This window comes from Paenarthrobacter sp. NPDC057981 (assembly GCF_042886835.1).
Taxonomy (GTDB): Bacteria; Actinomycetota; Actinomycetes; order Actinomycetales; family Micrococcaceae; genus Arthrobacter.
On the sequence record NZ_JBHVQI010000012.1, the window covers coordinates 24,004 to 43,628 of the forward strand.

Annotated in this window: 14 protein-coding genes; 6 read left to right on the forward strand and 8 right to left on the reverse strand. The window is 64.0% G+C overall.

Translation table 11 applies throughout. The features are described from left to right. Positions 1 to 10 precede the first annotated feature (10 nt). Complete coding sequence (locus ACFVSI_RS12505) at positions 11 to 427, forward strand: VOC family protein (protein ID WP_387823835.1); 417 nt, start codon at positions 11 to 13, stop codon at positions 425 to 427. Positions 428 to 472: 45 nt separating this feature from the next. Here ACFVSI_RS12505 and ACFVSI_RS12510 read toward each other — a convergent pair whose 3' ends face one another. The 5 genes from ACFVSI_RS12510 to ACFVSI_RS12530 form a co-directional block, all read right to left on the reverse strand. Beyond that, a complete protein-coding gene (locus ACFVSI_RS12510) occupies positions 473 to 2,308 on the reverse strand; it encodes an ABC-F family ATP-binding cassette domain-containing protein (RefSeq protein ID WP_387823838.1) in 1,836 nt (611 codons plus the stop codon). A gap of 54 nt (positions 2,309 to 2,362) precedes the next feature. Continuing rightward, entirely contained in the window at positions 2,363 to 3,355 is a 993-nt protein-coding gene (locus ACFVSI_RS12515) for a 4-(cytidine 5'-diphospho)-2-C-methyl-D-erythritol kinase (RefSeq protein ID WP_387823841.1), read from the reverse strand. Next, the gene (rsmA, locus tag ACFVSI_RS12520; RefSeq protein WP_387823844.1) at positions 3,352 to 4,233 is read right to left on the reverse strand and encodes a 16S rRNA (adenine(1518)-N(6)/adenine(1519)-N(6))-dimethyltransferase RsmA; all 882 of its coding nucleotides are present in this window, start codon (positions 4,231 to 4,233) and stop codon (positions 3,352 to 3,354) included. The genes ACFVSI_RS12515 and rsmA overlap by 4 nt, the downstream gene beginning before the upstream one ends. A 26-nt stretch (positions 4,234 to 4,259) precedes the next feature. Next, positions 4,260 to 5,414 (reverse strand): transglycosylase family protein, encoded by a 1,155-nt coding sequence (locus tag ACFVSI_RS12525; RefSeq protein ID WP_387823847.1) that lies wholly within the window; start codon positions 5,412 to 5,414, stop codon positions 4,260 to 4,262. Positions 5,415 to 5,706: 292 nt separating this feature from the next. Further along, positions 5,707 to 6,603 (reverse strand): TatD family hydrolase, encoded by an 897-nt coding sequence (locus ACFVSI_RS12530; RefSeq protein ID WP_387823850.1) that lies wholly within the window; start codon positions 6,601 to 6,603, stop codon positions 5,707 to 5,709. 164 nt (positions 6,604 to 6,767) lie between these two features. Here ACFVSI_RS12530 and ACFVSI_RS12535 point away from each other — a divergent pair, with 164 nt between their 5' ends. From ACFVSI_RS12535 to ACFVSI_RS12545, 3 genes are read left to right on the forward strand one after another with little or no spacing between them, the layout of a single operon-like run. Then, positions 6,768 to 7,865, forward strand: coding sequence for an AAA family ATPase (locus ACFVSI_RS12535; protein ID WP_387824047.1), 1,098 nt, complete (start codon positions 6,768 to 6,770; stop codon positions 7,863 to 7,865). An 11-nt stretch (positions 7,866 to 7,876) separates the two neighbouring features. Continuing rightward, a complete protein-coding gene (locus ACFVSI_RS12540; protein WP_387823853.1) occupies positions 7,877 to 9,358 on the forward strand; it encodes a DUF58 domain-containing protein in 1,482 nt (493 codons plus the stop codon). Further along, the gene (locus tag ACFVSI_RS12545) at positions 9,355 to 11,856 is read left to right on the forward strand and encodes a DUF3488 and DUF4129 domain-containing transglutaminase family protein (protein WP_387823856.1); all 2,502 of its coding nucleotides are present in this window, start codon (positions 9,355 to 9,357) and stop codon (positions 11,854 to 11,856) included. Before ACFVSI_RS12540 ends, ACFVSI_RS12545 begins: the two co-directional genes overlap by 4 nt. 128 nt (positions 11,857 to 11,984) lie before the next feature. Here the strand turns inward: ACFVSI_RS12545 and ACFVSI_RS12550 are convergent, their stop codons facing one another. Next, positions 11,985 to 13,466 carry an NAD-dependent succinate-semialdehyde dehydrogenase gene (locus tag ACFVSI_RS12550; RefSeq protein WP_144661936.1) on the reverse strand — a complete coding sequence of 494 codons (1,482 nt, stop codon included), beginning with the start codon at positions 13,464 to 13,466 and terminating at the stop codon, positions 11,985 to 11,987. Positions 13,467 to 13,626: 160 nt separating this feature from the next. Beyond that, on the reverse strand, positions 13,627 to 14,496 hold the full coding sequence (rsmI, locus tag ACFVSI_RS12555; protein WP_387824050.1) for a 16S rRNA (cytidine(1402)-2'-O)-methyltransferase: 870 nt from the start codon (positions 14,494 to 14,496) through the stop codon (positions 13,627 to 13,629). A gap of 271 nt (positions 14,497 to 14,767) precedes the next feature. Here rsmI and ACFVSI_RS12560 point away from each other — a divergent pair, with 271 nt between their 5' ends. Together ACFVSI_RS12560 and ACFVSI_RS12565 are read left to right on the forward strand one after the other, a co-directional pair. After that, positions 14,768 to 16,435 (forward strand): dolichyl-phosphate-mannose--protein mannosyltransferase, encoded by a 1,668-nt coding sequence (locus tag ACFVSI_RS12560; protein ID WP_387824053.1) that lies wholly within the window; start codon positions 14,768 to 14,770, stop codon positions 16,433 to 16,435. A gap of 10 nt (positions 16,436 to 16,445) precedes the next feature. After that, positions 16,446 to 18,278 (forward strand): AMP-dependent synthetase/ligase, encoded by a 1,833-nt coding sequence (locus tag ACFVSI_RS12565; RefSeq protein ID WP_387823859.1) that lies wholly within the window; start codon positions 16,446 to 16,448, stop codon positions 18,276 to 18,278. A gap of 100 nt (positions 18,279 to 18,378) precedes the next feature. On the opposite strand, the gene ACFVSI_RS12570 is transcribed toward ACFVSI_RS12565, so the two are convergent. After that, entirely contained in the window at positions 18,379 to 19,497 is a 1,119-nt protein-coding gene (locus ACFVSI_RS12570) for a TIGR01906 family membrane protein (RefSeq protein WP_387823862.1), read from the reverse strand. Positions 19,498 to 19,625 lie beyond the last annotated feature (128 nt).

The window sequence follows — 19,625 nt, forward strand, 5'->3', positions numbered from 1 at the left end:
GGATGTGCGCATGACAGCACCCCAGCTCTACCTCAGCTTTCCTGGCACGGCGCGCGAGGCCCTCAGCTTTTACGCGGACGTCTTTGGAGGCGCACTATCGTTACACTCCTACGCGGATTTCGGCCGCGACGACGGGCCTTCGGATGCCATCGCGCACGGTGTTCTCAACGGCGTCGTGGCGTTGATGGGTTCCGATGCCGCCAGCGGTGAAAAAGCGGTTCGCATGGAGGGCGCGATGCTCTCCCTCCTCGGCGCCACGGAACCTCCGCTTCTGCACGAATGGTTCGACAAGCTCGCCGACGGCGGCCGGATCGTGGACCCGTTGACACCCAAGCCGTGGGGCGCCTCGGATGGACAGGTCATCGACCGATACGGCCTGCATTGGCTGATCGGCTACGAACCCGAGGCGCAAACCCGGGGGACGTGAGCGAGCGTCCACACCAAACCCGGGGGACGTGAGCGAGGGCTGGTACTACTCGCCCAGGACCTCGGCGGCTTCGAGCCACTCCAGTTCGAGTCCCTCTTTCTCGTCGAGCAACTCCCGAAGCTTGACGTTGAGTTCGCTCAAGGCATCAAAGTCGCCGGATTCGGACTTCGCTGCCATCTGGGTGTGGAGCTTCTCCTCCTGCTGCGCCAGCTTCCCAAGTTGCCGGTCGATCCTGTTGAGGTCCTTCCGGGCTTCCCGCTTCTCGGCCTCGCTGGCTCCGGACTGCGCAGCTGAGCTGGTGCCTGCCGCTCCACTGGCGGCCGTCGGAGCCGTGGAGCCACCCAGCACTGCGCCGGACGCCAGTGCCGCCTCGCGCAGCTCAAGATACTGATCCACACCGCCGGGCAGCCCGCGGAGCTTTCCGTCGCCCAGCAACGCCATCTGGTTGTCGGTGACCCGCTCCAGGAGGTACCGGTCGTGGCTGACCACAACCAGCGTCCCGGGCCAGCCGTCAAGAACATCCTCAACAGCGGCAAGGGTGTCGGTGTCGAGGTCGTTCGTGGGCTCGTCGAGCATGAGGACGTTCGGCTCCCCCACCAGCAGGCGAAGCAGCTGGAGCCGGCGTCGTTCACCACCTGAGAGGTCCGGAACCGGCGTCCACTGCTTTTCCTTGGTGAAACCGAGTTGCTCAACCAGCTGGCCGGCGGTGAATTCCTTGCCGCCAACGCTGAAGGACCGCTTTTCGCGTTCGATGACTTCGATGACCCGCAGGTCAGAAACTTCGTCGAGCTCCTTCACGTCCTGCGTCAGGACGGCAGTAACCACCGTCTTGCCCCGCTTCACTTTGCCCGACGTCGGCTGGATCTCCCCGTTGAGCAGCTTCAGAAGGGTGGACTTACCGGCGCCATTGACGCCAACCAGCCCGAGGCGCTCCCCCGGCGCCAAACGCAGGGTGATGTTGTCAAAGAGCTTCTGCCCGGACTCGCCGCCTTGGAAGTCCAGGGTCACGTTTTCAAGGTCCAGCACGTCCTTGCCCAAACGCGCTGTCGCCATCTTGCTCAAAGCCACCGAATCCCGGGGCTCAGGTACATCCGCAATGAGGTCGTTGGCAGCTTCGATACGGAATTTCGGCTTTGCCGTCCGGGCAGGCGCACCGCGCCGCAGCCAGGCGAGTTCCTTCTTGACGAGCTGCTGGCGCTTGTTTTCGACGACGGCAGCCATGCGGTCACGCTCGGCGCGGGCCAGAACGTAGGCGGCGTAACCGCCGTCGAACATGTCCACCATGGCGTCGTGGACTTCCCAGGTGTAGTTGCAGACCTCATCAAGGAACCAACGGTCGTGGGTGACCACCAGGAACGCACCCTGGTTGGCACGCCAGCGTGATTTGAGGTGACGCGCCAGCCAGGCCACGCCTTCGACGTCGAGGTGGTTGGTGGGCTCGTCCAGCATGATGACGTCGTGGTCTTCGATCAGGAGCTTCGCCAGGGCAACGCGCCGCTTCTGTCCGCCTGACAATGAATGGACGTTGGCGTGCCAGTCGACATCGCCCACCAGTCCCCCCATGACCTCACGGATCTTGGGGTTGGCAGCCCATTCGTGGTCTGCGCGGTCGCCAACGATGGCGGCGCCGACGGTCAGGTCGCCGTCGAGTACGTCCGCTTGGTCCAGATAGCCCGCGGTAACGTCACCGCGCTTGGTGACCCGGCCTGAATCAGGTGTTGAGCGCATGGCGAGCAGCCGCATGAGCGTGGATTTGCCGTCACCGTTGCGGCCCACCATGCCAATCCGGTCGCCATCCTCCAAACCAAGGGTGACGCCGTCGAGGACAGTGCGGGTCGCGAACGAAACGGTGAGGTTTTCGCCGCCGAGCAGGTGGGCCAATGGGTACTACTTTCTACTGCTGGAATGCGGAGGTACAGGGTAACAACAGGGGTATTAGAGGAGCGTATCGGAGATGATCCGTGCCCCATGAACAGGTCCGTGAACCGCGACGGCGATGTGGCCCCGATGGGTCAGCTCCTCAGCAAGGACACTGGCCGACACGGAGTCCCGCGCGAGCAGCGCGATCGTAGGCCCGGAGCCTGACACCATGCCCGCCAAGGCACCGCGTGCTTCACCCAGTCCGATGGTGTCGCGAAGCTGCGGCGCCAGGGTGATCGACGCCCGTTGAAGGTCATTGATGAGTACCCGGCTGAGGGTCTCCGGATCCCCGTTGCGCAGGGCCTGCAAAATGGTGGGATCCACGTCCACCGGCTCGGGAACGTCCACGCCTTCAGAATCGCGCAGCCCATCCAGGGTTCGGAACACGTCCGGAGTGGACAGTCCGTAGTCGGCGAACACGAGGACCCAGTCCATCTGGGCTTTTGCCAGGGCGGGCGAGAGTTTGTCGCCCACCCCAAGTCCGACGGCGGTGCCTCCCAGGAGCGAGAACGGCACGTCCGCGCCCAGCTCGGCCGCCAAGTGCGCGAGCTCCTCGCGCGACAGGCCGCTGTCCCACAGGGCGTCGCAGGCCAGAAGTGTTGCCGCGGCATCCGCTGAACCGCCACCCATACCGCCGGCGACAGGGACACGCTTGGTGATCTCCAGGTGCACACCCGTGGGCTTTTCGGAGACCTCGGCCATGATCGCCGCAGCTTTGTACGCGAGGTTTCGTTCGTCCAACGGGATGTCAACACCGTCCAGGTCCAGCGTGCTGTCCGGACTGATGCTCACGGTGATTCCCGGCGTTTCCGTGCTGGTGGCAGCTACTTCCTCATACAGGGACACCGCCAGGTAGACGCTCGCCACGGAGTGGTAGCCATCGGCCCTGAGCGGTCCAACGCTCAAGGAGACGTTGACTTTCCCTGGCGCTTTGACACGGACTGTCCGGGGATGGAACCTGTCCCCCGCAAAAGGGAGGATGCCGGGCTTACGGGTTCCCGGATTCATGCGCCCACGGGGTGGCGGGCTTCGGCAATCCTGACATAGGCGGAGATGTCCAGGACCTCGCCGCGTGCTGTGGGGTCGACTCCGGCAGCCACCAGGCACCGTTCGGCCTCGGCGGCGCTTCCCGCCCACCCTGCCAAGGCCGCGCGGAGGGTCTTCCTGCGCTGGGCGAAGGCCGCATCGATGACCGCAAAGACCTGCTCGCGGGTGGCGTGCGTGGCGGGAGGTTCATGCCGGGTGAAGGCGACGAGTCCGGAATGGATTTTCGGCGCCGGCCAAAACACGTTCATCCCGATGACACCGGCCTTGCGCATGTGACCGTACCAGGCCGCTTTGACCGAGGGAACGCCGTAGATCTTGGACCCCGGGGTGGCGGCAAGGCGGTCGGCAACCTCGTCCTGGACCATGACCAGGCCGTGTTGAAGGCTGGGGAAATGCTGGAGCAGGTGCAGGACCACGGGCACAGCCACGTTGTAGGGCAGATTGGCCACCAACGCCGTAGGGGCAACCGGAAGTTCCGTCACTTTCATGGCGTCGGAGAGGACCAGGTGGAAGTTGTCCGTGGCCTCGGGGCGCCAGGACCTAACCGTCTCGGGCAGCTTTTCAGCCAGGACGGGGTCGATCTCCACCGCCACAACAGTCTTGGCGGCATCCAAGAGCCCCAAGGTCAGGGAGCCCAGTCCAGGCCCTACCTCAAGGACAGTCTCGTCAGCGTCAATGCCGGCCGCCGAGACGATCCTTCGAATGGTGTTGCCATCGATCACAAAGTTCTGCCCCAATGTTTTCGTGGGGCGTACACCGATTTCTTCGGCGAGCCGCCGGATGTCTGTGGCGCCCAACAAAGGCGCGACGGCGGCGGGTTCGGAATTCGGTTCAGTCACCTAGGTATCGTATCGCCTGTCCGGGGTCACGCTGCGTGGGCGCAGCCCCAGTCGCTGAGGCCGTTCTTGGCGTAGAGGCGGTTGGCGATTTCGATTTGCTGGGCCTTCGTGGCCAGGTTGGCCGTGGGAGCGTACGCGCCACCGCCGTTGGCAAGCCAGGTGGGGCCGGAGAACTGCAGACCACCGTAGTAGCCATTACCGGTGTTGATGGCCCAGTTTCCACCGGACTCGCACTGGGCGATCCTGTCCCACATGGCTTCGTTCGGGGCGCCGGTGGGTCCGCTCGCTACCGGAGCTGCAGCAGCTGCGGGAGTGGCAGCCGGACGGGCCTTGGTGCCTACGCTGATCTTTTCGGCCACAGGCGGGGTGGCCACGTTGCTGGAGACCAGTGTTCGCGATGCTTCGCGGCCATCGACGAGAACCAGCTTGAAGGTCTTGACCAGGGAACCTGCGACGCCTGCTTGCGTAACCTTTTCTTCGCCCTTGAAGAGATCGGCACTTTCAGTCTTAACGCTGTCGAAAGGTACTTCTTCAGTGGCCTCGGCGGTCTTGCTGGTGTCCACGCGGGAAACCTTGATCACCATGTCCTGGATGACCGGGGCGTTACCTGGCTGGGAGAGGCGGTCGTTGGTGCCAACAGTGATGCCGGCGTCCTTCAAGACGCTGGCGACATCGGTCGCCGTCGTGGTGGTGCTGGTGCTCTTGCCGTCAGCTACCACGCTGATGGTCTTGGGGGTCGAAATCGAGACGAAGGAACCCGTGACTTCCAGGGCAGCTTCCTTCGGCTGGGAGACCTGCGAGGAGCTTGCGACTCCCAGTTCACTAACCAGGCCGGCGACGTCGGAGGCGGTGGTGTTGACAGTCTTTCGGGCACCGTCCAGCTCGATGGACACGGCCTTGGCGAGGTTGATGTTCACCACGGAACCGTTATCGACCCGCGCGTCCAGAGCCGGTGAAACGCGGTCTGCGTCCTTCAACTCGACCTTGGCTGCCCTGACTACTTCATCAACGGTGCCGCCGAAGGTCTGGATGGAGCTCACTTTTCCGTCAACGTTGAGGGTGACGGTCTTGTTGTTGCCGACGAAGGCGACCACACCGACCACCAGCGCTGCGACTACCAGCAACTGGGCACCGACTTTGAGGAAGCTGAACTTGCCATCCGTTGTGAAGAACTTGATCACGATTGCCCATAACTCTCAGACCATCCGGGCACGGGGAAAAGCACAGAAATAATGCCAGCCGCAAAACCGAGGGGCCAGACAAAACTGCCTGGTCCCACTCTTGCTGCCGGCATCTGCGCCGCCAAAAACATTCAACTGATGGGCCCGGACTTAACGGGGCCAGTTGTCCGAAGGCCTTCCCCGACCCCGGCTACTTGTTTAACACAGTAACCGATCTGTTATAAACGGGCCAAGACTTCTGCATACCGGGTATCCATGAGAGGGCCGCCTCCGGTGGAGGAAAGGGCTCCATTTACGCCCAGGAACCGTAGGCTTCCAGCGTATTTTCGGCCAACCGCGAACAGAGTTCTGCCAAGTCATTTTCTGTCACTTCAGCCATGGACCGAACCGTGTACGGAACCATGTAGCTCGCGTTGGGGCGTCCTCGGTGGGGGTGCGGCGTGAGGAACGGCGAGTCCGTTTCCACCAGGATCCGGCCAGGTTCGGCGATGGCCAGGGCAGACCGCAGGTTGCCGGCATTCTTGAACGTCATGGTTCCGGCGAACGACATGTACCAACCGTTGTGGTTGCAGATCCGGGCCAGTTCCTCGTCGCCGGAGAAGCAATGGAACACCACGCGTTCGGGGGCACCTTCTTCCCGGAGCACCTGGACTACGTCGTCGTGGGCATCGCGGTCGTGGATCTGCAGGGTCAGCCCCAGCCGCTTGGCGATGTCGATGTGGCGCCGGAAGGAGTAGCGCTGATGGGCCAGGCCTTCCCCGTGGGTGCGGAAGAAATCCAGTCCTGTTTCGCCGATGGCGCGGATCCTGGGGTGCGATGCGAGGTCCTCGATCTCCGCGAGCGCCGATTCCAACTCACCGCGCCCCGCGTAAACGGGGGCATCGTTGGGGTGGATTGCCACAGCACCCAGCAGGCGTGGGTCGGCCTCCACGGCCTGAACGGTGAAACGCGAGGACTCCAAGTCACAACCAACCTGGACGGCTCCCTGCACACCCACGGCCTCGGCGGAATCCATGGCGTCCCGCACTGACACCTCAAGCAGACCTTGCCGGAAGTCCAAGTGCGTGTGGTTGTCCATCACCGGCACCGGCAAGGGCTCCGGGGCAGGCGGGTACTCCCGTCGGGGATCCGGCTTTTCTTCGGCTTCCTGTGACGCACGGTACGGGACGGGAGCAAGGGAATTGCACATGCCTCCACCTTAATCGGACTGCGGTCCCCCTGTTGTGCCCGATAAATTCCAGTTGGCACATAAATTCCGGGAGCACTATGTCAGGGACGGCCAAACTCTGGGTAGTCTGGAACGGACAAGCGGCCAGCACCGGCGGTGCCGCGGCCAAGGCTGAAGGGCAATCCATGGAGTCCAAGCGACAAGTCACCGTTGAATCTTCGCCCCTCCAGGGCGGGGCATACAGTTCGCTGCCCCGGGACAGCCGGGACGGCGCAGGACTGAACGGGCACCGGCCGCAGGTCATGGATCAGGACAGGTTCCACGATGCCAGTGAGCGCATCCTGGACTCGATCAATAAAGTCATTGACGGAAAAGCCGATGCTGCCAAGCTGGCGCTGACGGTCCTGCTGGCGCAGGGGCATTTGCTGCTGGAGGACGTGCCGGGGGTCGGGAAGACGCTGCTGGCAAAGACGCTGGCCCGCACCGTGGACTGTACGGTCTCCCGCATCCAGTTCACTCCGGACCTCCTGCCTTCGGACGTCACCGGCGTATCGATCTATAACCAGTCATCCCGGCAGTTCGAATTCCGTCCGGGAGCCGTGTTCGCGAACATCGTCATCGGCGATGAGATCAACCGGGCGTCGGCCAAAACCCAGTCTGCTCTGCTGGAATGCATGGAAGAGCATCAGGTCACTGTGGATGGCCATTCCTACCAGTTGGGCTCCCCGTTCATGGTAGTGGCTACCCAGAATCCGATCGAGATGGAGGGCACCTATCCGTTGCCCGAAGCACAACGCGACCGCTTCATGGCCAGGATTTCGATGGGCTACCCCGATAAGGACGCTGAAATCGAGATGCTCGAAACCCACCAGGCCGCCTCTCCCCTGGTCAAGGTGACCCCGGTGGTCACAGCCGCTGATGTCGCCGCCATGATCGCTACGGTCCAACAGGTCCACGTGTCCACCGCCATCAAGGAATATACGGTGGCCATCGGAAGGGCCACCCGCGACAGCGCCCGCCTTCGTCTCGGCGCCAGTCCCCGGTCGCTCCTGCAACTGTTGCGTGCTGCAAAGGCCACAGCTGCCTTGGATGGCCGCGATTTTGTCCTTCCGGATGACGTGGTGGATGTTGCGGAGTCCGTGCTCGCCCACCGGATCATCCTGGACCGGAAGGCGGCCAGTTCCGGCGACACTCCCCAAACCGTCCTGCGCGGAATCCTGGCATCCCTTCCGGTTGCCCAGGAACCGCCGGGCGCGTGGCGCAGGGACCGCCACGCCGTTTAGGAGGCATCGCGATGGCACTCATGGACCGGCTTCCCAAGCACCTGTTCACTACGCGGGGCTGGGGCCTTTTGGCCGCGGGCGCGATTTCCCTGGGCTCCGCCTATGTCATGGGCCGGCGGGATCTGCTCTCCCTGGCAGTCCTCCTGCTCCTGCTCCCCTTGGTTGCCCTTGCCGGTGTCCGGGTTCTGAAACCCAAGTTCCAGGTGTACCGGGAGTTCAATCCCTCCACTGTGGAAACCTCCAGCACCACCACTGTCCGGCTAGCGGTTGCGCGGACGAACTTTTCCACGGGACACGTGATCATGGAGGAGCAGTTGCCTCCCCGTTTCGGCGAGCCTCCCGCCTTCCGTTTCCCGGCCCGCTCCGCCTCCGGCGGCACGAGCCGTTACGAATACCATCTTCGCTCCGGTAAGCGGGGGCAGTTCCGCATCGGTCCGGTGACCGCCGAGTTCAGTGATCCCTTCGGCCTCTCCCTGAGAAGCCATTCAATTGACGACGGCGACCTCCTCACCGTGACGCCGGCCGCCGTCGAACTTCCGGTCACCGGCCTGGCCGGGGCGCGGGGGAACGACGGCGTGACGGCGACACGCATCCGCGCCAACCCCAGCGACGATGACATCATGACCCGTGAATACCGGCACGGGGACCCCATGCGGCGCGTGCACTGGGCGGCCACGGCACGACATGGTCAGCTCATGGTCCGCCAGGAGGAGTCCGTGACAACTCCTGAGGCCACCCTCATCCTGGATCAGCGCTTTTCGGCGTTTGCCGCCGGCGCAGGGTCTGTTTTCGGTGCCCATGACGAAGACTCGGACCTGGTCACGAGCCCTGATTTTGAATGGATCGTGACTGCCGCTATGTCTGTGGCCGCGCATCTGTCGGAGCGGAACTATTCCTTGCGGCTTCTTGATGCCTTTGGCGGCCCCGCGTTCCTCCGGTCCCGCTCGGCACCGGATCCCGACGCCGAAGAGTTCTCCGGCGCAGGCGGCCTGCAGGCAATTGCGGAGGGGCTGGCCGCCATCGAGCTCAGCGGTCCCAGGCACGTCCGCTCGGAGCATCACCGGGCTGACCAGGTCAGGTCCGATCACCGAGGGTCCGATCACCGAGGGTCCGATCACCGTGATGCCCGGACAGGCCAAGCATCCACCGACGCCCCGGACTCAGTCTTCGATGACCGCCTCATGGACAAGCTGGCGGCGCACCGTTTGCGTGGACCCCTGCTGGCCTTGCTGGGCGCTCTGACTCCCGCTGAGGCCAGGGCGTTGGCTCCGGCTGCAGCGTACGGAGCCAACGCCTTCGCCCTGGTCATCAGCGACCCCTCTCGAAGCAATGCGGATGCACTGGAGATCCTGCGTCGCGCCGGCTGGAGGGTCGCCCCCGTGACAGCCAAATCCCAGCTGGCATCTGCCTGGTCCGCCTTTGACGAAGGCGGAATCGTCGCAGCCGCGGGTGCTGCCATGGATGTCCGGCGTGGAGCGGCGGTACCGCGATGACCACCACCTCCCACCGCGGCAGCCAACCACCGAGCCCTGCCGGCGGAACTTCCCGCCCAAAGCCGCCCGGCGCGCAACCCCGGCCGCGTCGTGCCGGCCCCGGCGCCTACCCGTGGATTATGGCCGGTTCCATCGCCGTGGCAGTGCTGGGTGCCGCTTTGTCGCTCAATGGCGTCCTCAGGGGCTGGGCATGGTTCATGCCATTGATGACCACGGTCCTGGTGGTCTCCGTGACGCTCGCAGCGCTTCGGTCCCTCCGGGCCCAGCCGCTGCTGGCCACTCTGGGGTCCTTTGTGTCATTGGCGGCCATTCTCAGCTTCACGTTCTGCCGCCAGGAGAGCCTGGCTGGCTTTATCCCCACTCCGGCAACCTTCACCGCCGTCGGACGTCATATCAAGCGGGCCGCGGAGACCGTCGTCTCCGAGAGTGCGCCGGTCGCGCCAAACGCCGGGATCGTTTTTGTCATGTGCGCCTGCCTTGGACTGCTGGTGATCCTCATCGACGCATTGGCGGTGCCGCTTTCGATGCCGGCCGCCAGTGGCATCGGGATCCTGGCCATCATGGTGGTTCCGGCAACGATCAAACCCCAAAGCGTGGGTGTTGCCGGATTCCTCGGCGCGGCAGTGGGGTATCTCCTGATTCTCGGATGCAGCCACTGGTTCGCCCCGGATGCCCGTTTGCAGTCGGGAACGGGGCGGGGTCCTGGACAATTCAGGCGCTCGTTGGTCACCGGCGGGCTGGCGCTTGCCCTGACAATGGTGGCGCCCCTTGCCATCCCCGGGTTCGAAACGGGCACGTTCCCCCAAGGTTCGCGGCTCAGTCCCTGGGGTACCGCCAACGGGCTCAATCCGATGATCACCTTGGGCAACAGTCTCCGCAGCCCGACAGGGTCCGGCAGAATCACCTATGCAACAAGCTCCACGACGCCGCTCTATCTGAGGTCCGTCACGATCGACAACTTCGACGGCGAAACCTGGGCGCCCAATGACCGTGTGGCCGAGCGCCGTGCAGGGGCGGACAGGATTGAGACCGGTTACGCGGTCCAGGGCCAGGTGGTCAACGCCGTGACCTCCGTCAATGCCGGCCTGTTCACCAGTCCTTACCTCCCCGCGCCCTTCGCCCCGGCCTCAGTCAACGGTCTCAACGGACAGTGGACCTGGGATCCGAACACGCTGAGCATCATGAGTACGGAGACGACAACGCGTGCGCAACGCTACGTGGTCTTCTCAGCAGCGCCGAAGCTTACCGCGGCAGCCCTGACCCAAGCCACGGCACCGCCGCGATCCATCTCCGACGATTTCCTCCGGATCCCCGCCAACCTGCCCGACATCGTGCGGCAAACGGCGGACTCGGTCACGGCGCCGGCAGGCAACAACAACTACGCCAAAGCCCTGGCCATCCAGAAGTACCTGCGTTCGGGCGCCTTTACCTATTCATTGCAAGCCCCCGTGCAGAACGGCTACGACGGAAATGGCCTCTCCGTCCTGGCCGATTTCCTGACGGTCAAGAGCGGCTACTGCGTGCACTTCTCCTCAGCCATGGCGGTCATGGCACGGACCGAAGGCATTCCGAGCCGGATCGCTGTCGGCTACGCCCCCGGCCGCCTCACCGGTGAATCGGTTGCTTTGGTGGGACAGGGCTCGTTCCCCGAGTACGAGGTCGACGCCCGGGACGCACACGCCTGGCCGGAGCTCTACTTCGAAGGCCTCGGCTGGGTTCCGTTTGAGCCGACCCCGTCCCGTGGCGTTGTCCCTGACTACGCAACGGAAAACTCCGTCACCGGCAACCTCAGCACCAATACCGACGAGAAGGAGCCCCTGACCACCCCCGCCCCGGTGGCTACAGCACCGCTCCCCGTGCCCGATGTCGGGGCGCCGGCAGCCGGCTCGCGCAATGTCAGCCCCCTCCCGGTGATCGGTGCCGCGGCGGCCGGGGTGGTGCTTCTGCTCGGCTTCCTGTGCTCGCCCAGGCTCAGCAGGGCCGTTCTCAGGCGGCGCCGGCTGAACACCAAGCCCCCGGATGACACTGGCGTACTGCCGCCAGGTTACAAGGATCCCGGACCGGACCTGGCATGGGCCGAGCTGCAGGACCTTGCCACCGACTACGGCATGCCCTCGACGCCCAGCGAGACGCCCCGGCACTTCTCCGCAAGGCTGCGTTCCAGTGCCGCGTTGGGAGAGTCGGGAGGACTCGACGACGCCGCTCACACCGCAGTCGCGTCCCTCACCGCGGACTACGAGCGGCTTCGTTATGGCCGCCTTGCGGTGGCGGCCCCGCCGGCGTCGCCCCGCATCGCCGTCGTGCGTGAGTCGTTACGGAACAATGCACGCTGGTTGGTGCGGTTCCGCGCGGACTGGCTTCCGCCGTCGATGATGCGCCGCTGGGGCCGGGCCTTGGGTTCGCCGTTCAGGGCGTTGGGCAGTCTGGGCAAAGGCGTGGCGTGGGCGGTTGTCCGCGGCTGGCGGTCCCTGCGTGAGGTTCTCCCCCAGCGTCGCTAAGGCAACAGCCCCAACGCCGCATGAGCGCCAACGGCACAGGGCCCGGCCAGGAACTTGTGGTTCCGGGCCGGGCCCTGTGGGTGTCAACCGTTCTTGTTGCGAGAGCGGCGGACGGGATCCTGCGCAGCCTAGTCGGCGTACGGGTCCGCGATACCTACGTACTGGGTGTAGAGGTACTCTTCGATGCCTTCGGAGCCACCTTCGCGACCGAGGCCCGACTGCTTGACGCCACCGAACGGAGCGGCGGCATTGGAGATGACGCCGGCGTTGAGGCCCAGCATGCCGGTCTCGATCCGTTCGCTGATGCGCAGGCCGCGGTTCAGGTCCTTGGTGAAGACGTAGGCCACCAGACCGTACTCCGTGTTGTTGGCCAGGCGAACGGCGTCATCTTCGGAGGAGAAGGTGATGATCGGGGCTACCGGTCCGAAGATCTCTTCCTTGAGGATGCGGGCGTCCTCGGCGACGTTCTTCAGCACGGTGGGCTTGTAGAAGTAACCGGGACCGTCGACGGCGGCACCACCGGTGACTGCCTCGGCGCCACCTTCAACGGCCTCGCTGACCAAGGCGTGAACGCCGTCGCGTGCTTTGCCGTCGATCAGGGGGCCGACCTTGGACTCGGGCTCGGTGCCGCGGGCGGTGGTGAGCGAGCCGATCTTGGCGGCAAACTTCTCCGCGAAAGCGTCTGCAATGGACTCGTGCACAATGAAGCGGTTGGCGGCGGTGCAGGCCTCTCCCATGTTGCGCATCTTGGCAGCGAGGGCTCCTTCAACAGCCTTGTCCAGGTCGGCGTCTTCGAACACGACGAACGGCGCGTTGCCGCCCAGTTCCATGGACGTGCGCAGGACCTTGTCAGCAGCTTCACGGATGAGGGCCTGGCCCACCGGGGTGGAGCCGGTGAAGGAGATCTTGCGGAGGCGGTCGTCCTTGATCAACGGGCCGGTAACGGCGCCGGCCGTGGAAGTCTGGATGACGTTCAGGACGCCAGCCGGAAGACCGGCTTCCTGCATGACCTGGGCGAACAGCAGGCTGGTCAGCGGGGTGAGGTTGGCAGGCTTGAGGACCATGGTGCAACCGGCAGCGACAGCCGGGGCAACTTTACGGGTGGCCATGGCCAGCGGGAAGTTCCACGGGGTGATCAGCAGGCAGGGGCCAACCGGCTTCTTCTGGACGAGCAGGCGGTTCTTGCCGTCCGGCGCGGCGGAGTAGCGGCCGGACACGCGGACAGCTTCTTCCGAGAACCAGCGCAGGAACTCAGCACCGTAAGTCACTTCGCCACGGGCTTCGGCCAGCGGCTTGCCCATTTCCAGGGTCATGAGGAGGGCGAAGTCCTCGGCGCGTTCGGTAACGAGCTCGAAGGCGCGGCGCAGGATTTCGCCGCGTTCGCGCGGGGCGGTGCGGGCCCAGTCGGCCTGTGCAGCAGCGGCGGCGTCGAGGGCGGCGGCACCGTCTTCTGCACCGGCGTCGGAAATGCTGAGCAGGACCTTGCCCGTGGCGGGGTCCTCAACATCAAAGGTCTTACCCGATCCAGCCGGGCGCCACTGACCGTTGATCAGCAGGCCGGTGGGAACGGAAGCCAGCAGTTCGCTTTCGCGTTCAACCGTGACAGTCATGGCGACTCCTTCGTCTTGGGTGCTTTGGAGATTTGCACCACGGGGGGTTCGTTGCCGGAAGTGGCTTGAATTACTGCCACGGTACTGCCCCGCCGGAAGGAGTGTCTACGCCTTCACGCACTGCCATACGGGCGCCATTTTGTGCAGCTGCACAGCTTTGTCAGCGGGCTGCCAACACCGCTGAGTACAGCTCCCGCTTGCTGACGCGGGCGTCCTCGGCAACGGCCGCCACGGCTTCCTTCAAGCGGATGCCCTGCGAGACGAGCTCGTTCACCGCGGCAACGTGGTCCTCGGGTTTGCCGGGTTCCTGTTCAGGCGCACCAGCCACGACCACTGCGATCTCACCGCGGACCTCATTGCTCTCTGCCCACTCCAGAAGCTCACGCAGGGAGCCCCGGATGACTTCCTCATAGGTCTTGGTGAGCTCACGGCAGACGGCCACCCGGCGGTCCGCTCCAAAGCGCTCGTGCAGTGCACGCAGCATGACTTCGAGCCGGTGCGGAGCCTCGAAGAAGACCATGGTGCGGCGTTCATCAGCAAGATCGGCCAAGCGGGAGTTCCGGTCTCCGGACTTCCGCGGCAGGAAGCCTTCGAAGCAGAAGCGGTCGGTCGGCAGGCCCGACAACGCGAGCGCGGTCAGGACAGCGGACGGCCCAGGAACCGCGGTGACGGTCAATCCGGCCTCCACAGCACCCTCCACCAGACGGAAACCCGGGTCCGAGACTGCCGGCATGCCGGCGTCGCTGACCATGAGAATGGTCTTTCCGGCGCGCACATGATCCAGCAGCTCAGCGGTCTTGGTGGCCTCATTGTGTTCGTGGTAGCTGATGACCCTGCCGGAGACCTCCACTCCAAGGGCCTGGACCAGGCGGTGCAGGCGGCGCGTGTCTTCCGCCGCGATAATGTCCGAGGTTCCCAGGAGCTCGATCAGACGGGAGGACGCGTCTCCGACGTTGCCTATGGGTGTTGCGGCGAGAACGATCCGGCCAACTCCGGCGGCTGTCCCGCTTGGAAGCGCGGGCTTCCCCAGCTCAAGAGATTCGTCGTCCAACGGGGTTTCAACGGGGGTGCTTCGCTCTTCGTCCACCTGCCAAGCCTACTGCCCACGCCGGGCGAAACAGCAGTTCAGCTAAGCGCCAAGGATCGACAGGTAGCATGGGCGGGTGAACCAGTCACCCGTTTCTGAAACCGCTTCCGGTGGCTCTGCATCGTCGGACCTGCCAGACGATGCGGGCCAACGCCCATCGGGGAACACCGCCTTAAAGCCGGTAAGGAAACTGATTGCTTGGCAGCCTCCCGGAATACTACACCACAGCCCGAGGAAGGCCGCAGCTGGTCGCGGACTCGAAGGGCACGGTTGGATTGAACGGCCTTCTGAGGCTTTCAGCGCCGAGGCATTGAAACAGCGCCTCATCGGCGGCATCCAAAGCTGGCGCGACTACCCAGCATCGTTGCGGTTGTGGTTCTGGCTGATTCCCACCATCAGCGCGGTCCTTGGTGGCATTCTCCGGTTCTTCAGGCTTGATGTCCCGCACAGCCTGGTTTTCGACGAAACGTACTACGTCAAGGATGCCTACTCATTTCTGGTGAGTGGCTATGAGCGTAGCTGGCCGGCCAATGCCAACGACTCGTTCAACGCCGGCAATCCCAACATCCTGCTGAACACGCCCGAGTACGTGGTCCACCCCCCGGTCGGGAAGTGGATGATCGCCTTCGGCATGTGGTTGTTCGGCTCTGACAACCCTTTCGGCTGGCGGTTCGGAGCAGCGCTCACCGGCACGCTTACGGTCTTCCTGGTTTCGCTCATTGCCCTGAAACTTTTCCGCTCCCACACTCTTGGGGCGGTTGCGGGTCTGTTGCTCGCACTTGATGGGCACCATCTGGTCCTGTCCCGGACATCGCTGCTGGATATCTTTCTGGCGTTCTGGCTCTTCGCCGCTTTTGGCGCCCTTCTGATGGACCGCGACGACGGCCGCCGTCGACTGGCCTCCCGGCTCGCCGCGCAAGCGGCTGCTTCGTCCGGCAACCGCCCGTTGGCGAGCCAACTGGTGGCCGGACCATGGTTGGGGATGCGGTGGTGGCGCCTTGTGGCCGGCATCTGCCTCGGGCTCGCCGTGGGCACTAAATGGTCGGCATTGTTTTTCGTGGCTGCTTTTGGCGTCATGACCGTGCTCTGGGATCTGAACGCCCGCCGGATCGCGGGTATCAGGAACTGGTTCAGTGCCGGTGTCATCAAAGACGGTATCCCCGCATTCTTCACCATCATTCCTGTCGCTGTTGTCACCTATACCGCAACCTGGACAGGCTGGTTCCTGTCGAAGGACGCCTACTACCGCCAATGGGCTGTCACCAACCCGGCCCCGGGCTGGGATTGGTTGCCCGATTCCGTGCGCTCCCTGGCGCACTATCACCTGGAGGCGTACAAGTTTCACCAGGGACTCAGTGCCGAGCATCCCTACCAATCCAGTCCATGGACCTGGCTGGTCATGGGCCGCCCTACCTCTTTCTATTACCAGTCGCCCAAGCAAGGAACCGCAGGCTGCCTCGTGGAGACCTGCTCCTCGGCAATCCTGCCGGTAGGAAATCCCGTGGTCTGGTGGGGCGGAACCATCGCACTGGTCATTTTGCTGTTCTGGTGGGCCGGACGCCGCGATTGGCGGGCAGGGGCCATCCTCGCCGGGGTCGCCGCCGGATATCTGCCGTGGTTCATGTACCCCGAACGCACCATGTTCATCTTCTACGCAGTCTCGTTTGAACCATTCCTGGTGCTTGCCCTGACGTACGTGCTCGGCTTGGTGCTCGGACGCAGCACCGATCCACCCTGGCGCAGGCGTTCCGGACTGTATGTGGTGGCAGGTGTCGTGGTCCTGGCCGTCCTTGCCACGGCCTTCTTCTATCCGGTGCTGACGGCGGAGGTCATCAGCTACCAGGACTGGCGTATGAGAATGTGGATGCCATCGTGGATCTAGGAGGCAAGCAGTGAGGGAAGCAAGCACGGAGCTGCTCGTCGAGGCCGACGAGGACAGCAATGTGACGGACCTGCTTCTGGAGCGGTGCGCCAAGGATCCGTTCGGCGTCCTGTACGCGCACAACACAGCCAACGGCTGGCTCAACGTTTCAGCCGCGCGGTTCCTTGCGGACGTCACTGCGTTGGCCAAGGGCCTCATCGCCGGCGGACTCAACCCTGGTGACCCCGTGGCAGTTTTGTCCCATTCGAGCTTCGAGTGGACCTTGGTGGACTTCGCAATCTGGATGGCTGGCGGCGTCACGGTGCCCATCTACGAGACTTCGTCCGCAAGCCAGATCGAGTGGATCCTGGCCGACTCCGGAGCCCGGCGCATCTTTGTAGAGGACGCAGGGAAGGTGCAGCTGGTCCATTCCGTCGTGGATAAGTCCGAGCTCCTCGGCGACGACCCTATCGCCATCATCCGGATGGAACACGACGGCGACGCCCCCAACCTCACCAGCGTGTCCGCCGTCGGAATCGGCGTCATGGATGCCGAACTGGAGCGTCAGCGCAGCACGGCAAAGCTGGCCGATATCGCTTCCATTGTTTACACCTCCGGAACCACCGGCAAGCCAAAAGGTTGCGAAATAACGCACGGAAATTTTGTGCTGGTGGCCCGCAACGTTATTCCGTTCCTGCCGGAGCTTCTGATGCAACCGGGCGCAAGGACGTTGATGTTCCTGCCTCTGGCACACGTCCTGGCCCGGGCCGTCCAGGTGGTGTGCCTCACCGCCGGGATCACCCTGGGTCACAGCGCCGGTGCCAGCGGGCTGATGGCGGACCTCGGGTCCTTCAAGCCGACGTTCCTGCTGGCTGTCCCAAGGATCTTCGAAAAGGTTTATGCCGGCGCCAGCCACAAGGCTGCCATGTCCGGAAAAGCCCGCCTTTTCGCGGCGGCGTCCGCAACCGCCGTCGAATATTCGACGGCGGTTGACCTCGCCTCGCGAGGTCAGGGTTCGGGTCCTGGTTGGTTGCTGAGAACCAAGCACAGCGCGTTCAACAAGCTTCTCTATCCCAAGGTGAGGGAGATTTTCGGCGGCAACGTGGGCTACACGGTTTCTGGCGCCAGCCCCCTTAGCCTGCGGGAAAACCACTTCTTCCACGGCGCCGGTGTCCCCGTTCTGGAGGGCTATGGCCTGACGGAAACCACTGCACCCTGCACGGTCAACACGCCCAGCATGTCGCGCATCGGAACCGTGGGTATCCCGCTGCCCGGAACCACCATTCGCGTTGCCGAAGATGGTGAAGTGCTTGTCAAAGGCATCGGGGTGTTCAAGGGCTACCACGGCAACGAGGAAGCCACTGAGGCCGCCTTTGTGGATGGCTTTTTCCGTACCGGAGACCTGGGTGAGCTGGACTCTGACGGCTTCCTGACCATCACCGGCCGTAAGAAGGATCTCCTGGTGACTGCGGGAGGCAAGAACGTGGCTCCCGCTCCTTTGGAAGAGAAGCTGCGCGAACACCCGCTGGTGGGCCAGGCTGTGGTTGTTGGAGATGGCCGGCCTTTCGTGGCGGCCTTGATCAGTGTGGACCCCGAAGGCTTGGCGGATTGGTGCACCGAGAACAAATACGGTGCTCTCAGCCTTGAGGAAGCAGCCCATGACGACCGCGTGAGGGCGGCCGTACAGTCTGCCGTGGATGAGGCCAACAGGCTCGTCTCGGAGGCTGAGTCCATCAGGAAGTTCGCCTTCATCACGGCCGAACTCAGCGTCGAGTCCGGGCACCTGACGCCGTCCCTGAAGCTCAAGCGGTCGGCCGTGGTGACAGACTTTTCCTCGACTGTGGAGAAGCTCTACGGGAAGTAGGACCACCTGGACGCCTGACCGCGTCTTCGTATTTAAAAACGGACACGGAGCCGAAATGTCTTCGGCTTCGTGTCCGTTCGGAGATGGCTTATGCGTCGCTTCAGCCGCGATCCCCCGCAACAGCGGGGTTGGATACCTCATCGCTTGATTCGTCCTGGCCCTCGGCGTCGCGTTCTGCCTCGCCGGAAACCAGGCCACGCCGCCGTTTGGTCGGCCACGTGAAGATGAAGGTCAACGTCGCGGCAATGAACACCAGCGCGCCGATGACAATGCCCGCATCGACCCAGAACTGTCCCGGGAAGAGCCGGATGAGGGTGTCTTCCAAGGAGAAGGTCCAGGTGCCGTTGGCGAAGAAGATCCGGTGGAACTCGGTGAAGAACTGCTGCCAGCTCAGTACCGCCAATACGGCGAGGCCGATGATGATAACCAGGGTGACGATGGAGCCGGCGAACAGGCCGCGACGGATTCCGCCGTTGCTCCGCTTCCGCAAGTAAATGATGGCAATGATGCTGAGGATGATGAGCAGGAGCCCGGCGCCGAAGGAGGACAGAATCACCGTTTTGACGTCCGCCATATGCGCCACTTCGCTGTCCTTGAAGAGCTTGGCGCCATCCTGGTTGACCAGGCCACCGAGGTATCGGGGACCTGCCCAGTTGCTGAGGTAGTCCACGGCGTACGAGCCGTAGGTCATGCGGTCATCAGTGTTGAAGCCGTAGCCGTCGCCGGGGAAACCCGGGCGGTTGTATTCGACCCAAAGGAACAACGGGCTGGTCACTGCCCTCACGGCCAGCACCAGCAGGATGACGGGGTAGAAAACCGCCAACAGCACCTGGAAGACGCGGGGACCAACCGGCTTCACCTTGGCGGCTTGCTCACGTTCAGCATTGCGCCGTGCCACTTCGTCTTCCGGCGGACGGACCTGAAGGGCCGACGTCGGCAACGGTTCAGAATAGTGCGAGGGCTGCTTGCCCGAGGATGCATCCGCGAGCGTGTCAGCGAACAGCGGCGGCTCGGCAGGGGCGTCGGCTGCTTCTGCTGCCTTGCGGTCGGCGCGGCTCTCCGGCTGCCCGGCGCCAGCTGCGGCGGTAGGCGCCGTCGCAGGTGCCGCCGGGGAGGCACCGCTGGACGTCTTTGGCTTCATCCAGTCGAAGGCCGGCTCGTCGGGGTCCTCGTGGACGTCCGTGTCCGGTTCTTGTGGTTTTGGGCTCTTGTCGCTCACAGGGGTTCACTTCCGTAGGCATCCACCGGCGAATGCGTGCTGCCGGCTCTCTTGTCTGCATTCGAGCCTACCGCCCGGGTTTGCAGCGACACGAGGAACCAAGCGCCTTACACCAGATTGAAACGTAA

Coding starts and splice junctions, on each gene's coding strand:
- ACFVSI_RS12505 (WP_387823835.1), top strand. CDS start 11: ATGACAGCACCCCAGCTCTACCTCAGCTTTCCTGGCACGGCGCGCGAG.
- ACFVSI_RS12515 (WP_387823841.1), bottom strand. CDS start 3,355: ATGAATCCGGGAACCCGTAAGCCCGGCATCCTCCCTTTTGCGGGGGAC.
- ACFVSI_RS12530 (WP_387823850.1), bottom strand. CDS start 6,603: ATGTGCAATTCCCTTGCTCCCGTCCCGTACCGTGCGTCACAGGAAGCC.
- ACFVSI_RS12535 (WP_387824047.1), top strand. CDS start 6,768: ATGGAGTCCAAGCGACAAGTCACCGTTGAATCTTCGCCCCTCCAGGGC.
- ACFVSI_RS12540 (WP_387823853.1), top strand. CDS start 7,877: ATGGCACTCATGGACCGGCTTCCCAAGCACCTGTTCACTACGCGGGGC.
- ACFVSI_RS12545 (WP_387823856.1), top strand. CDS start 9,355: ATGACCACCACCTCCCACCGCGGCAGCCAACCACCGAGCCCTGCCGGC.
- ACFVSI_RS12550 (WP_144661936.1), bottom strand. CDS start 13,466: ATGACTGTCACGGTTGAACGCGAAAGCGAACTGCTGGCTTCCGTTCCC.